This window comes from Amorphus suaedae, from assembly GCF_053629675.1.
This window is the reverse complement of sequence record NZ_JBRJIT010000001.1, coordinates 3,052,528-3,065,716: the sequence shown is the minus strand read 5'-3', so window position 1 is coordinate 3,065,716 and position 13,189 is coordinate 3,052,528. Positions and strand designations below refer to the sequence as shown.

The 13,189-nt window shown below is 69.2% G+C and carries 12 protein-coding genes; 7 read left to right on the top strand and 5 right to left on the bottom strand.

Annotated features, from left to right (window positions below):
• Window positions 1-49 precede the first annotated feature (49 nt).
• Window positions 50-508 (top strand): acyl-CoA thioesterase, encoded by a 459-nt coding sequence (locus tag AB7M35_RS13655; RefSeq protein ID WP_453960511.1) that lies wholly within the window; start codon window positions 50-52, stop codon window positions 506-508.
• Between the two features lie 65 nt (window positions 509-573).
• Here the strand turns inward: AB7M35_RS13655 and AB7M35_RS13650 are convergent, their stop codons facing one another.
• Complete coding sequence (locus AB7M35_RS13650) at window positions 574-1,101, bottom strand: YHS domain-containing (seleno)protein (protein ID WP_453960509.1); 528 nt, start codon at window positions 1,099-1,101, stop codon at window positions 574-576.
• A 342-nt stretch (window positions 1,102-1,443) separates the two neighbouring features.
• Here AB7M35_RS13650 and AB7M35_RS13645 point away from each other — a divergent pair, with 342 nt between their 5' ends.
• Together AB7M35_RS13645 and AB7M35_RS13640 are read left to right on the top strand one after the other, a co-directional pair.
• Window positions 1,444-1,923, top strand: coding sequence for a tellurite resistance TerB family protein (locus AB7M35_RS13645; RefSeq protein ID WP_453960507.1), 480 nt, complete (start codon window positions 1,444-1,446; stop codon window positions 1,921-1,923).
• Window positions 1,924-2,001: 78 nt separating this feature from the next.
• Window positions 2,002-2,763 carry a glutamine amidotransferase gene (locus AB7M35_RS13640; protein ID WP_453960506.1) on the top strand — a complete coding sequence of 254 codons (762 nt, stop codon included), beginning with the start codon at window positions 2,002-2,004 and terminating at the stop codon, window positions 2,761-2,763.
• A 24-nt stretch (window positions 2,764-2,787) separates the two neighbouring features.
• Here the strand turns inward: AB7M35_RS13640 and AB7M35_RS13635 are convergent, their stop codons facing one another.
• Window positions 2,788-4,551, bottom strand: a complete 1,764-nt coding sequence (locus AB7M35_RS13635) for a monovalent cation:proton antiporter-2 (CPA2) family protein (protein WP_453960505.1) — start codon at window positions 4,549-4,551, stop codon at window positions 2,788-2,790.
• Window positions 4,552-4,832: 281 nt separating this feature from the next.
• On the opposite strand from AB7M35_RS13635, the gene AB7M35_RS13630 reads away from it, so the two are divergent.
• A complete protein-coding gene (locus AB7M35_RS13630; RefSeq protein ID WP_453960504.1) occupies window positions 4,833-6,293 on the top strand; it encodes a TrkH family potassium uptake protein in 1,461 nt (486 codons plus the stop codon).
• Window positions 6,294-6,326: 33 nt separating this feature from the next.
• Here the strand turns inward: AB7M35_RS13630 and AB7M35_RS13625 are convergent, their stop codons facing one another.
• Window positions 6,327-6,764 carry a baeRF12 domain-containing protein gene (locus AB7M35_RS13625; protein WP_453960502.1) on the bottom strand — a complete coding sequence of 146 codons (438 nt, stop codon included), beginning with the start codon at window positions 6,762-6,764 and terminating at the stop codon, window positions 6,327-6,329.
• A gap of 505 nt (window positions 6,765-7,269) precedes the next feature.
• On the opposite strand from AB7M35_RS13625, the gene AB7M35_RS13620 reads away from it, so the two are divergent.
• On the top strand, window positions 7,270-8,964 hold the full coding sequence (locus tag AB7M35_RS13620) for an ABC transporter permease (RefSeq protein ID WP_453960500.1): 1,695 nt from the start codon (window positions 7,270-7,272) through the stop codon (window positions 8,962-8,964).
• Between the two features lie 175 nt (window positions 8,965-9,139).
• Window positions 9,140-9,829, top strand: a complete 690-nt coding sequence (locus AB7M35_RS13615) for a YoaK family protein (protein WP_453960498.1) — start codon at window positions 9,140-9,142, stop codon at window positions 9,827-9,829.
• A 12-nt stretch (window positions 9,830-9,841) separates the two neighbouring features.
• Here the strand turns inward: AB7M35_RS13615 and AB7M35_RS13610 are convergent, their stop codons facing one another.
• Both AB7M35_RS13610 and AB7M35_RS13605 read right to left on the bottom strand, forming a co-directional pair.
• A complete protein-coding gene (locus AB7M35_RS13610) occupies window positions 9,842-10,873 on the bottom strand; it encodes an extracellular solute-binding protein (protein ID WP_453960496.1) in 1,032 nt (343 codons plus the stop codon).
• Between the two features lie 261 nt (window positions 10,874-11,134).
• Window positions 11,135-11,419 (bottom strand): (2Fe-2S)-binding protein, encoded by a 285-nt coding sequence (locus AB7M35_RS13605; protein WP_453960495.1) that lies wholly within the window; start codon window positions 11,417-11,419, stop codon window positions 11,135-11,137.
• A gap of 410 nt (window positions 11,420-11,829) precedes the next feature.
• On the opposite strand from AB7M35_RS13605, the gene AB7M35_RS13600 reads away from it, so the two are divergent.
• Window positions 11,830-13,071: a bactofilin family protein gene (locus AB7M35_RS13600; RefSeq protein WP_453960493.1), complete on the top strand. Its 1,242-nt coding sequence runs from the start codon at window positions 11,830-11,832 to the stop codon at window positions 13,069-13,071.
• Window positions 13,072-13,189: the final 118 nt, after the last annotated feature.

Below are 13,189 nucleotides of genomic sequence, written 5' to 3'. Positions count from 1 at the left end.
GTGCCTCATCCGCCACGTACGCCCCCACCCGCCCGGAGACAAGCCACCGATGCCAGCCGACGACGCTTCGCCGCAGACGCGGCCCGGACCCGGCGGCCGCGACGCCTACCGGGCTTTCCGCACGATCCAGACGCGCTGGATGGACAACGACATCTACGGCCACATGAACAACGTCGTGCACTATTCGCTGTTCGACACCGCGGTGAACGGCTGGCTGGTCGAGGCGGGCGTCCTCGACCTGAAGGCGGGCGCGCAGGTCGGCCTCGTGGTGGAGACGGGATGCCGCTACTTCGCCGAGATGGCGTTCCCCGACGTGGTCACCGCCGGGCTGCGGGTGGCGCGGATGGGCAGCTCGTCGGTGCGCTACGAGGTGGGCCTCTTCCGCAACGACGCCGCGCAGGCGGCCGCCGAGGGCTTCTTCGTCCACGTCTACGTCGACCGCGAGACGCGCCGCCCGGCGCCGCTGTCGCCAGCGCTGCGCGAAGCGCTCGCGGCGCTCGCCGTCTAGAGGAAACCGGCGCGCATGGCCGCGCGGCCCCCGTCGCCCGGCTGGACCACGACGGGCCGGCGGTCTCAGCCGCCGACGGGTGCCGCCTTGGTGTCGAGCTTCGGCACGGGGTTCGCCGATGCCGCCTCGCCTTCGATGCCCGACCAGTTCTTCTCCGCCGTCGTGATGTTGCCCGGGATGTCCTCCTCCCAGAAGGTCACGACGTTCGGCGTGATGTTGAGGTAGAGCCGGCCGTCGACGATCCGCCAGAGGTTCGGATTGCCCGGCACCTTGCCGCCCTGGGCGACGCCGTAGGCGCAGTGGCCGTCGTAGGCGGGGGCGTACCGGGCCGGGTCCGCCAGGAAGGCGTCGCGATGGGCCTCGCTCGCGAAGGCGAACGTGGCGCCATTGTAGCTGGCGGTGATGTCCTTGCGGCCGGGCACCGCCGGCGGCTGCGGCGCGCCGGGCGGCGCCTGCGGCAGCTCGAAATAGGCGACGACGTCGTAGCCCGACGCCGCGAAGCCGGTCTTATCGACATATTGCTCGCCGGCGAGCGCGGCGCCGCCGAACGCCACCGCCAGCAGCGGTCCGAGGATCCAGGATCTGGTGCGCATGCGTGTTCCCCCCTTGTGGACCCGGCCCGTCGCGGCGCGCCGCCGGCGGGCGATGGCGCAACCCTGCCGCGCCCGGCGCGCGGCGGGAAATGACGATCGCTCAAGAGCGCGTGTCGGCCCCGCGACCGGCCGGTGAAGCCGGCGCGCGGGGCCTCCCGACGGCCATCCCCGGCTTGCGGCAAACGCCGAACGACGCTACCTGCAGATTGGAACCTGATCGAATTTCGTGGATCGAACGGCGCGCCGTTCGCGTTTCACCTCCGCTGGCGCAATTCTTGCGCTGACCTTTCCGCGGGGTGACACCTCATCCTCCGGCCAGCGTAGACGCAAGGAACGAACCTCATGCTCAAAGCCATCCGCGAGTGGCTGCAGCTCGAAGACGCAGACGACGATCGGGTCTTCGGTCCCGACGACCACCGGATCGCGGTTGCCGCGCTGCTCGTGCACCTGGTGGCCATCGACGGCGAGATCACCTCCGACGAACGACGCGTGTTGCGCGAAGTTCTGGCCGAGCACTATGATTTGAGCACGGAGGACACCGAGGCCCTGGTCAAGCTGGCCAAGGAGCGCGACGAGGAAGCCGTCGACCTCTACGGCTTCACCTCCGTCCTGAAGCGCGTTCTCGACGACGACGGCCGCAAGATGGTCGTCGAGATGATGTGGGAAATGGGATTTGCCGACGGCAGGATCTCCGAGTTCGAGGACAACACGGTCTGGCGGGTGGCCGAGCTGCTCGGCGTCTCGTCCCGCGAGCGCATCGAGATCAAGAAGCGCGTCGAGGCACGCCTGGAGCAGGGCGCCGGAGGAGAGGCCGCGTCCTGATCCGCGCGTGACGTCGCCTGCCGACCGCGAACCGGACGCGCGCCACGGACCCTCGGTTTTCTGGAGATCGATGAGCCGATGACGATACCGTTGCCGACCCTGACCGAACCGGCTGGAAAGATCCTGATCGTGCTGCATCAGGCGCAATCCACCCCCGGCCGCGTCGGCCAGATGCTGTGCCAGCGGGGCTACCGGCTCGACATGCGCCGGCCGGCGCTGGGCGACCCGCTGCCGGACACCCTCGCCGACCATGCCGGCTGCGTCATCTTCGGCGGGCCGATGAGCTCCAACGACACCGACGCCTTCGTGAAGCGCGAGATCGACTTCATCGACGTCGTCCTGCGCGAATCGGTGCCGTTCCTCGGCATCTGCCTCGGCGCGCAGATGCTGTGCCGCGCCATCGGCGGCCGGGTGGGCTTCCACCAGGAGAGCCTCGTCGAGATCGGCTACTACGACCTCAACCCGACGCCGGCGGGCGAAGCGATGATGGAGTGGCCCCGCAAGGTCTATCAGTGGCACCGGGAGGGCATGACCGTTCCGACCTCCGGCGCGACCCTGCTGGCCACCGGCGAGCACTTCGAGCACCAGGCCTTCCGCGTCGGCGACAACGCCTACGGCATCCAGTTCCATCCGGAACTGACGCTCGCCATGATGCACCGCTGGACCACCCGCGCCTCGGCCCGCATGCAGCTGCCGGGCGCCCGCGACCGCCGGGACCATTTCGCCGGCCGGCCGGTGTTCGATCCCGCCGTGCGGACGTGGCTGACGCACTTCCTCGACCAGTGGCTCGAGGGCGACCGGGCCCCCGCGCCGAAGGCCGTCACCGCCGCCACGGCCTGAGCCGACTGTCCGCTCCGGAAACGATCAGCCCCCCGGGCGCGGCGGCCGGCGGAAGTCCTCCAGCGCCCCGCGTTCCTTGTCGCGCAGGTCGCCGATCAGCGTGCGCGCCGCATCCTGCGGCAGGCCGAGGCCGCGCAGCATGACCTCGCCCAGCTGCAGCGACGCCTCCACCGTCTCCGGAATCACCTCGTCGGCCCCCAGCGCGAACAGCCGCTCGGCATGGGCGCGGTCGCGGGCGCGCGCGATGATCGACACCTTGTGCCCGTCGCGGCGCACCGCCCGCACGATGTTCTCCGCCGCCACCGGGTCGTCCATCGTCACGACGACCGCCGACGCGGTCTCGATGCCCGCCCGCTTGAGGACGTCGACCCGGCTGGTGTCGCCGAAATAGACCGGCACGCCCGCCCGGCGCAGCGACGCCACCGCCGGGCCGTTCACGTCGAGGGCGATGTAGGCCGCCTTCTGGTGGTCCAGGATTTCGCCCAGAAGCCGCCCGACGCGGCCGAACCCGGCGATGATGACGTGATCGGCCACCTCCGGGCGCGACTCCAGCCGGCCGACCTGCGCCTTGAGATCGCGCACCTCAAGGCGCTTGCCGAGCATTTCGGCGTACGGCGCCAGCACCGGTGTGAGGGCCATGGTGGCGCCGGCGACCACCACCAGCAGCGCCGACACATCGGGCGGAATGACGCCGAGCGCCGTCGCCGCGCCGAGCCCGACCAGCGCGAATTCGCCGACCTGGCCGAGCAGCAGGCCGGTTTCCACCGCGATGGCCAGCGGCTGGCGGACGGCCAGCGCGATCGCCATCAGCACCAGCGCCTTGAGGACGAACACGCCGACGATCAGCGCCGCGATGAGCAACGGCTGGCCGGCGACGAACGCGGGGTCGATCGACATCCCGACGGAGACGAAGAACAGCCCGAGGAACAGCCCCTTGAACGGCTCGATGTCGGCTTCGATCTGGTGGCGGAACTCGGTGTCGGAGAAGACGAGGCCGGCGAGGAACGCGCCCAGCGCCATCGACAGGCCGGCAAACGATGTCGCCGCCGCGGTGCCGAGGATGATCAGCAGCGCGGCCGCGGTGAACACCTCGCGGTTGCGGCGCGCGCCGACGAAGCGGAGGAACGGCCGCACCACGATCCGTCCGGCGATCAGGATGATGCCGATGGCGACCGCCGCCTCGACCAGCGCGATCAGCAGATCGACCACCAGGCCGTCCGCCTCGCCGGTGCCGAACGCCCCGATCACGAAGAGGATGGGCACAACCGCGAGGTCCTGGAACAAGAGCACCGAGAACGCCGCGCGGCCGGGTGGCGAGGCAAGGCGGCGGCGCTCCACCAGCAGCTCGGTGACGATCGCGGTGGAGGAGAGCGCCAGACAGCCGCCGATGACGATCGCCGCGGGTCCGTCGAGCCCGACATAGCGGCCGATCGCCCAGATCACCGCACCGGTGATGATCACCTGCAGCGCGCCGAATCCGAAGACCATGCGCCGCATCGCCCACAGCCGCTGCAGCGACAGCTCCAGGCCGATCATGAACAGCAGGAAGACCACGCCCAGCTCGGCCAGGTGCGACACGCCCTCGATGTCGGGGATGGTGGCGTACCGCAGCCACGGCCAGTCGCCGGCGAACCGGGCGATGCCGTAGGGGCCGATCAGGATGCCGGCGATGAGGAAGCCGAGGATGGGACTGACCCGAAGCCGCTGGAACAGGGGAACCACGACGCCGGCTGTCACCAGAAATATGACGACCTCCCGCAGGAACGGGATCTCGCTGCCGTGTTCCATTCGGTCATTCACCTCCCTGCCGGTCGAACGCGAAGCAATCGCCACGCCAAGCCTGCCGCGCGTTCTGGACCCAGACTCGCACGTCTTTGCGACAAAGGCCTAGCCGAAGGGAGCCGCTCCGCACAGGCGGTTGTCGGGCGGGTCGCGATCCGCTAATGCTGGCGCCAACGAATGCCGCACTGCCACACAGGTTGGCGCGCCGGCATCCGCCGGCCGGAAGCGGCCGCTTACCGCCCGTGTCGGACCGGATGTCCGAGTAGCAAGGTGACGGCCGAGGGCCGATGCAGGCGCTCCAGTACTTTCGTCCCAGTCTCTACATCGCGAGCTTCTTCGCCCTTCACGTCGCCGTCGCGATGCTGATTCCGGCGTTCATCGACATCGCGGACGGCAACAAGGACTGGGTCGTCTTCATGGGCTCGAGCATCGGCGTGTTCGCCGTGTCGCTCCTCGGCATCGTCTCGATGCGTCAGCCCCTGCCGAAGTTCTCGCCGCGGTTCGGCTTTCTCCTGACGACGCTGCTCTGGCTGGTCACCGCGGTGGTGGGCGCCATTCCGTTCTGGCTGTCGCCCTACGGCATCTCGCCCGCCGAAGGCTTCTTCGAATCCATGTCGGGCCTGACCACGACGGGATCCACGATCCTCACCGGCCTCGACAACCTGCCGCGCGGGATCCTGATCTGGCGGTCGATGCTGCAATGGCTCGGCGGCATCGGCATCGTCGCCATCGGCCTGTTCCTGTTCCCGTTCCTCCGGATCGGCGGCATGCAGTTCTTCCGCACCGAATCCTCGGACCGGTCGGAGAAGGCGGTGCCGCGGATGGTCAACCTGACCGCCGCGCTGATGGCGTTCTACGCCGTGCTGACGGCCGCCTGCGCCCTCGTCTACGCGGCGCTCGGCATGAACCTGTTCGATGCCATCAACCACGCGATGACCACCGTCTCGACGGGCGGCTATTCGACCCACGACGCCTCGTTCGGCTACTTCGGCGACAACATGGGGCTGATCTGGGCGGCGGTGCTGTTCATGCTCGCCGGTGCGCTGCCGTTCGTCCTCTACGTCGAGTTCGTGCTGCGGGGGCGGCTGTCGCTGTTCCGCGACGTGCAGGTCCGCGTCTACCTTGCCGCGATCGCGATCGTCTGCGTGCTGCTCGGCATCTGGGTGTATCTCAACTCCAACCTCGATTTCTTCCAGGCGCTGTCGCGGTCGACCTTCAACATCGTCTCGATCGTCACGACGACCGGCTTCGCGTCGGAGGACTACAGCCTGTGGGGCACCTTCGCCGTCGGCCTGTTCTTCCTGCTGACCTTCATCGGCGGCTGTTCGGGGTCCACGGCGGGCGGCATCAAGATCTACCGCCTGCTGATCATCTGGCTGGCCTTCCGGCGCGCGCTCGCCCGGCTCGTCTATCCGAACGCGGTCATTCCGCTGCGCTACGGCGAGCGGCACATCGACCAGGACGTCTTCGAGTCCGTCGTGACGTTCCTGGTGGCGTTCTTCGGCATCTACGGCGTGATGACGCTGGTGCTGTGCGGCCTTGGGGTCGACTTCCTCACCGCGCTCACCGGCGTGGTGACGGCCATGTCGAACGTCGGGCCGGGCCTCGGCAACGTCATCGGCCCGGCCGGCAACTTCCGGCCGCTCGGCGAGGCTGAGACATGGATCCTCGCCTTCATGATGCTCATCGGCCGGCTGGAGATCATGACGGCCGTGGTGCTGCTGTCGCCGGCCTTTTGGCGGGACTGACGCGGCCCCCGGCAAGCGGACCCGCGCCTTGCCTCAGCTAGCGTGCACGATCTTCTCGATCTCGGAGACCGGATGGTGCGTCAGGTCCTTGGCGAGTTCGCCGATCACGCAGGCGTCCACCTCCTTGTGCAGGGCCCCCCGCATCTCGCCGAGGATCTTCGGCGCGGCCACCAGGATCAGCTTGGTGTGCGGCTTGTTGTGAACGAGCTTCTGCAGCCGGTCCGCCAGGTGGTGCGCGAAGCGCTCCTTCTCCAGCTCGTGCCAGTCGGTGTCGGCGACCGCGCTGCGGCCGGGACCGGCGTCGTTGAAGCGGCCCGGCCGGTCGGTTCCCTGTTCCCGGGTCGGCGGATTGTCGATCTCCTCCTGGTCGAAGACCTTCAGGTCGATCAACCCGTCGTCTCCCGCATTGCGCAGGAAGAGCGCGCGCGAGCCATCCGCCACAACGATGTGGGTGTCGTACGGGACCTTCATGGGAACCTCCTTGGTTGATCGCGGCCGGGCCTGTCGGGAACGGCCAGCGTTGTGAATTTCACGTGATGCGCCGCCGGGCCGGACGCAAGGGTCCAACCGGTCCTGAGCGATGCAACCCCGCCCGCAACAGGCGTAGGGATCCCGGCAGACGGCGGGCGACCGCCGGGATCCCCAGACCATCGCAGGTCAATTCGCCGCATATCCCATCCTGCCGACTGGTCGATCCGCAGGGAATACTTTCGAATTATTCCAGTAAAAGACTGGGTTCAATTGTCTTTTCTTGCCGCTGTCGCATCGCTATGAAGCGGGTTGCGCCCGCGTCATGGCCCGACGTCATGGCCGGCCGCCCGCCGCGGGCCTCCCGGCAGCGGACCGCGGGTCTCGGTCGATGAGGACGGCCCGGCGTGCGCGGCAGGCTCCCCAGTATCGGAATGTTCCACGTGCCTCGTTCGACTGTCCAGATCATCACGGCCGGCCCGCACGCCGCGCGGCGCGGGGTCGCGCGATGACGGACCTCGCCCGCTCCGATGCCGCCGAGATCGCGTGGCCGCGCGAGGTCGCCGCCCCGCGCCGGCGCCTCGGCTGGCTGGCGTGGCTGGCCATGGCGGTGGCGCTCGTGCTCCTGTCGCCGCTGGTCGCCGTCGTCGCCGCCGCGTTCGGAACCGACACGGGCACCTGGGCGCATCTCGCCTCGACCGTGCTTCCCACCTACGTCGAGAACACCATCCTCCTGGTGATCGCGGTGACCGCCGGGGTCTTCGTCACCGGCACCGGAACGGCATGGCTGGTCACCATGTGCCGGTTTCCCGGCAAGCGCATCCTCGAGTGGGCGCTGATCCTGCCCTTCGCCGCACCGGCCTACGTGGTCGCCTACGCCTACACCGACTTCCTGCAGCACCCGGGACCGGTACAGACGTGGCTGCGCGCGGTGACCGGCTGGGGACCCCGCGACTACTGGTTCCCGGAGATCCGCTCCCTCGAAGGCGCCGCGCTGATGTTCACGCTGGTGCTCTACCCCTACGTCTACCTGCTCGCCCGCGCGGCGTTCCTGCAGCAATCGGCGTGCACGCTCGAGGTCGCGCGGACGCTCGGCCGGAGCCCGTGGACCGCCTTCCTCAAGGTGGCCCTGCCGATGGCCCGCCCGGCGATCGCGGTGGGCGTGTCGCTGGCGCTGATGGAGACGCTCGCCGACTTCGGCACCGTCGCCCATTTCGGCGTCCAGACCTTCACCACCGGCATCTACCGGGCGTGGTTCTCGCTGGGCGACCGGGTGGCCGCGGCGCAGCTCGCCCTCAACCTGGTGGGCGTCGTCTTCCTGCTGCTTCTGGCCGAGCGCCTGCAGCGCGGCCGGCGCGGCTTCGATTCCGGCCGCCGCTTCGACACCCTGCCGGAATATCCCCTCAGGGGCGCGCGCGCCTGGCTCGCCACCACCGCCTGCGCGCTGCCGATCGTGCTGGGCTTCCTGCTGCCGCTGGTCATTCTCGGCCGGCTCACCTTTCTGAATGCCCACGCCCTGTTCGGCGGGCGCTACGTGGGGCTGATCCTGAACTCGTTCATGCTGGCGGGTTGCGGCGCGCTGGCGACCGTCGCCGTCGGGCTGATCCTCGCCTATGCGGCGCGCAGCCGCCCCGGCGCCCTGACGACGTCGGCCAACCGTCTCGTCTCCCTCGGCTACGCGATGCCGGGCTCCATCATCGCGGTCGGGCTGCTGATCCCGCTCACCACCTTCGACAACGGCCTGGACGCGTGGATGCGCGCCACCTTCGGCATCTCCACCGGGCTGATCCTCACCGGCACCATCGCGGCGCTGGTGTTCGCCTACATGGTCCGCTTCATGGCGGTCGCGCTGAACACGCTGGAAGCCAGCCTCGGCAAGATCACGCCGTCCATCGACGAGGCGGCGCGCACGCTCGGCGCCGGGCCCGGCCGCCTCCTGTTCCGGGTGCACCTGCCGCTGATCTCCGGCGGGCTCCTGACCGCGGCGCTGATCGTCTTCGTCGACATCATGAAGGAGCTGCCGGCGACGCTGATCATGCGGCCGTTCAACTTCGACACGCTGGCGATCCAGGCCTACCGGCTGGCCTCCGACGAGCGGCTCGCCGAGGCCTCGACGCCCTCGCTGGTGATCATGGCCGTCGGGCTCGTGCCGGTGATCCTGCTGTCGCGCCAGATCGCCAGGGCCCGACCGGGCCAGCGCTGACGCGCTCTCCGGCCGGACGGCAGCGGCTTGCCGATCGGGAACGGCTCCCAATCCGATCGCTCGAGCGGTCTTCGCGCCGGCAAGGAAGAGCCCGCTTCCCCCCGAGACGAACGTCATGGACTGCGGCTAGGATGACGGCGGTCGTCGAGACCGCGCACGGATGAACGCCGTCAGGATGGACAGAACCGATCCCCCCGAATGGACCATCGTCCTGCGGCAGCTGGGACCCGCCCTGCTGCTGGTCGCGCTTGCCGGGTTCGTGGACGCGATCGGCTATCTGGCGCTCAGCGGTCTTTTCGTCTCGTTCATGAGCGGCAACACCACGCAGATGGCCGCCTTGCTGGCGAGCGGCGGGGCTGCCGGCGCGGTCAGTGCCGCGCTGCTGATCGCGCTGTTCCTGGCCGGGGTGACGGGGGGCGCGTTCCTCGTCGAGATCGCGCCGCGCGTCGCGGGCGCCGCCATCCTGGCCGGCGAGGCGATCCTGATGCTCGGCGTCGCCATCGCGTCTGCCGGGGACGACGTCTCCGTGGCCCACCTCTTGCCGCTGGCCTTCGCGATGGGCGCCCAGAACAATCTCCGGCAGGCGGTCGCCGGGACGACCCTCGGCAGCACGTTCGTGACCGGTTCGCTGGTGTCGACCGGCCTGGGCCTCGCCCGTCATCTCAGCGGGAAGGCCGGCGCCACCGCGTGGTCGCCCCACCTCGCATCGTGGACGGCGCTCGTGCTGGGCGCCGTCCTTGGTGGCTTCTGCTTTCTGAAGGTCGGGTTGAGCCTGGCTCTGGTCGGACCCGCGGCCACGGCCGCGCTTCTGTCCGTCCTCCATCTCCGGGCGGCCTTGCGGCGCCCGGAGACAGACGGTGGCTGATCGCCGGCGCGCCTACTTGTAGCCGACGCGGTCGTAGATTTCCTGGGCTTCCGCCTGGTTCTCGCCGAGCTTCGACAGGTTCATGGTGTCTTCCTTGAACGTGCCGAGGTCGGCCACCGGACCGGCTTCCGCGACGTCCTCGACGACGGGGAACTCGAAGTTGCCGGCGGCGAAGTATTCCTGGGCCTCCGGCGTCGCCAGATATTCCAGGAACTTCAGCGCGGCGTCGGGATGGGGCGCGTTCACCGCCATGCCGGCGCCGGAAATGTTCACATGGGTGCCGGTGGTCTCCTGGTTCGGGAAGACCCACGCGATCTTGTCGGTCTCGCCGGTCAGGCCGGGCACGTTGCCGGCAACGCCGCGCACGAAGTAGTAGTGGTTCGCGAGCACGATCTCGCACTCGCCGGACACGATCGCCTTCAGCTGGTCCGTGTCACCGCCCTGGGGATCGCGGGCCCGGTTGTCCCACACGCCCTGCGCCCAGGCCTCCGCCTTCTCCGAGCCCTCGTTCTCGATGATCGAGGCGAGCAGCGACAGCATGTAGACGTTGGAGCTCGAGCGCGTGCAGATCATGCCCTTGTACTTCGGGTCGGCGAGTTCGTCGTAGGTCTGCGGCGGCTCGGTCACACCCTCCTTGTCGTAGAAGATGATCCGTGCGCGCTTGGAATAGCCCGCCCACAGACCGTCCGGATGGCGGTAGTGATCGGGAATGCGCGACACGAGGTACTCGGAGTCCGTCGGCTGCAGCAGGCCGGCCTCCTCGGCGCGCCACAGGCGGCCGGCATCGGCGGCGATGAACACGTCGGCGGGGCTGTTGCGGCCCTCGCTCTTCATCCGCTCGATCAGAACGTCGGCGTTGTCCTCGATCCGGTTGACCTGGATGCCGGTCGCCTTCTCGAAGCCGGCGTACAGCTTCTCGTCGTTGTCGTAGTGGCGCGACGAATAAATGTTGACGACGTCGGCCGCGGACGCCGCGGTGGCGGCGCCGAACGCGAGGGCGAGGATGGCAGCGGCAGCACCGCTGCGCCGGTAGGACAGGGACATCGTCAACTCCGTCATCAAGCCAGAACAATCGGGGCGCGAACGCCCCCTCGAAACAGTCCGGGGGCACTCCTCGAAGACATCCCGGGCGGTGTCAAGCACACCGCGAAAGAAGCGAATTAGAAGAATTCAAGTATTCACGCTCAAACCGTTCGAATCGCGGACTATTCCCGACCGAATCTGGAATCGTTCAACCGATCACCAGTGCTTGAACTGGGAAAGAGCAGTCGGAAAGGCGATCGCGGGCGCGGTGCGTCATCCGCCTCAGGCGGCGACGACGTCCGACTGCGCCGCATCCTCGGACACGGCATGATCGCAGGACCAGCACTTGGATCCGGGGCACTTGCAGCACATGCCGCCGCCCGCGGTGTCGTAGCGCTTGGCATGTTCGGTCGCATGGGAAAGGCAGGTGCCGCACTTCGGGCGCGTGCCGAGGGCGCGGTAGAGCTCGCCCACGGTGATCGGCCCGTACGGGCGCACCTTGCGGACGAGAAGCACCGCTTCCCGGATGTCGTCGTGCGACAGAGCATTGCAAGAGCAAACGATCATGGACGCCTCGGAGACACTGACGGGCGGTCGCAACCGACCCGCTCGACCCGGCGGACAAGGAACACGGTGAGTGAGCCGTGCGTCAAGAGAAAAACGTCAGACTTGATTTAGAACAACTCGGAACTACGCTCGGCGACCTCTCGACGACTTGACTTATACTCATTCTAAAGAAGCTGCTCATATATGCCGGCAGCGACGCGGCAGACTCCCTCCCAACGAGATGGTGGCGAACGCAACGATCGCAAGATCCCAGGCTTTCCGGCGCCGGCACGGCAAGGATGCCACCGGCGGCGATGCCGGCACCTTGATTCTTCGCAAGACCCGGTAGCAGGATCGCTCGGCGGCCGGAGACCTCCGGCCTCGCGAGGGAATCGGGGGCGACGATGAACGCATGGCGACGAAACGCGCGGATGGGCGCGCACCGTGCGACACTTTGCGCCGCGGTCGCGCTCGTGGGCGCGCTCCTCACCGCCGCCGCCATCGGCCCCGGCTTCGCCCAGGAAAGCCCGCTGCAGGCGCTGGCCGACCGCGAGAACCTCGTCGTCTCCCGCGACAACGACGACATGCAGTTCCTGGCGGGGCGGACGGTCACCATCACCGCGCGCGTCCCGGACGACGTGTTCGCCGCAGGCCGGGACATCGTGTTCCAGGAAGCCACCGTCGGGACCGCGATCGTCGCCGGCGCCAGCGTCACGCTGAACGGCGGCACCACCGCCGACCTGATCTCCATCGCCGAGAGCCTGGTGATCGGCGGCCGCGTCGAGGACGACGTGATGGCGGTCGGGCGCCGGTTCGCGATCACGCCCGACGGGTTCGTGGTCGGCGACGCGCGGCTGGCCGGCGAGACGATCGCGCTGCGGGGCCGCATCGGCGGGACGCTGCGCGCCGCCGCCCGAACCATCACCATCGACGGGATCATCGACGGCAAGGTCGACGTCGTGGCGGAGCGCATCGTCGTCGGGCCCGACGCGCGGATCGGCGGCGACCTGGTCTACCGCAGCGGCAGCCCGCCCGAGATCGCCGACGGCGCCGTCATCGGCGGCGAAGTCCGGCGGCTCGAGCTGCACCTGCCGAACGTGCGGCGCATCGTCTTCGCCCTCATCGGCATCGGCATCTTCCTGGCCGTCTCCTGGCTGACGGCGGTGATCGTGCTGCTGCTGGGCGTCCAGATCGCGTTCTCCGCCTTCGGCACCGCCGCCGCGACGCGCATCGTCGCCCGGCCGCTTCCCCACCTTGGCCGCGGCTTGGCGCTTCTGCTGACGGCCATCGTTCTGGCGGGGGTGTCGACCGTTTCCGTGGTCGGCCTTCCGATCGGCCTCGCCGTGCTGACCGGGATCGCGCTCACCAACCTGTTCGCGCTCGCCGCCGGGTCATTGGCGGTGGGGCTGGTCGTGCGCCGGCTGATGCGGTCGGGCGATCCGGGCGGGGCGAGCCAGATCGGCTGGATGATCGCCGGCCTGTTCGTGCTCATCGTCGCGGTGCTGATACCCTACGTGGGCGGCCTGGCGGTGGCGCTGGTCCTGATCGCCGGCTTCGGCGCCGTCATCTCCGAGCTCTGGCAGCGCCTGCGGTGGGAGCGCGGCGAGCCGCGTGCTGCGTCGCAGCCGGCGGCGACGGGCGATCGGGACCGCGACCCCGACCCGGCCGCCTGAGCGATCGCGCCGCGCCCGGGAGCGGACGACCGCGCCCCGGAAGGCCGGCCCGGATCTGCCGGCCGCGCCACGATGCGGACGCACCCTGGACCATTTCCAGGAATCTGCCCGCCCTCCG

Excerpts from the sequence above, each read along its gene's own strand:
- AB7M35_RS13605 (WP_453960495.1), bottom strand. The coding sequence starts at position 11,419 with ATGATCGTTTGCTCTTGCAATGCTCTGTCGCACGACGACATCCGGGAA.
- AB7M35_RS13630 (WP_453960504.1), top strand. The coding sequence starts at position 4,833 with ATGCAGGCGCTCCAGTACTTTCGTCCCAGTCTCTACATCGCGAGCTTC.
- AB7M35_RS13620 (WP_453960500.1), top strand. The coding sequence starts at position 7,270 with ATGACGGACCTCGCCCGCTCCGATGCCGCCGAGATCGCGTGGCCGCGC.
- AB7M35_RS13600 (WP_453960493.1), top strand. The coding sequence starts at position 11,830 with ATGGGCGCGCACCGTGCGACACTTTGCGCCGCGGTCGCGCTCGTGGGC.
- AB7M35_RS13645 (WP_453960507.1), top strand. The coding sequence starts at position 1,444 with ATGCTCAAAGCCATCCGCGAGTGGCTGCAGCTCGAAGACGCAGACGAC.
- AB7M35_RS13655 (WP_453960511.1), top strand. The coding sequence starts at position 50 with ATGCCAGCCGACGACGCTTCGCCGCAGACGCGGCCCGGACCCGGCGGC.
- AB7M35_RS13650 (WP_453960509.1), bottom strand. The coding sequence starts at position 1,101 with ATGCGCACCAGATCCTGGATCCTCGGACCGCTGCTGGCGGTGGCGTTC.
- AB7M35_RS13640 (WP_453960506.1), top strand. The coding sequence starts at position 2,002 with ATGACGATACCGTTGCCGACCCTGACCGAACCGGCTGGAAAGATCCTG.
- AB7M35_RS13625 (WP_453960502.1), bottom strand. The coding sequence starts at position 6,764 with ATGAAGGTCCCGTACGACACCCACATCGTTGTGGCGGATGGCTCGCGC.
- AB7M35_RS13635 (WP_453960505.1), bottom strand. The coding sequence starts at position 4,551 with ATGGAACACGGCAGCGAGATCCCGTTCCTGCGGGAGGTCGTCATATTT.
- AB7M35_RS13615 (WP_453960498.1), top strand. The coding sequence starts at position 9,140 with ATGGACAGAACCGATCCCCCCGAATGGACCATCGTCCTGCGGCAGCTG.
- AB7M35_RS13610 (WP_453960496.1), bottom strand. The coding sequence starts at position 10,873 with ATGTCCCTGTCCTACCGGCGCAGCGGTGCTGCCGCTGCCATCCTCGCC.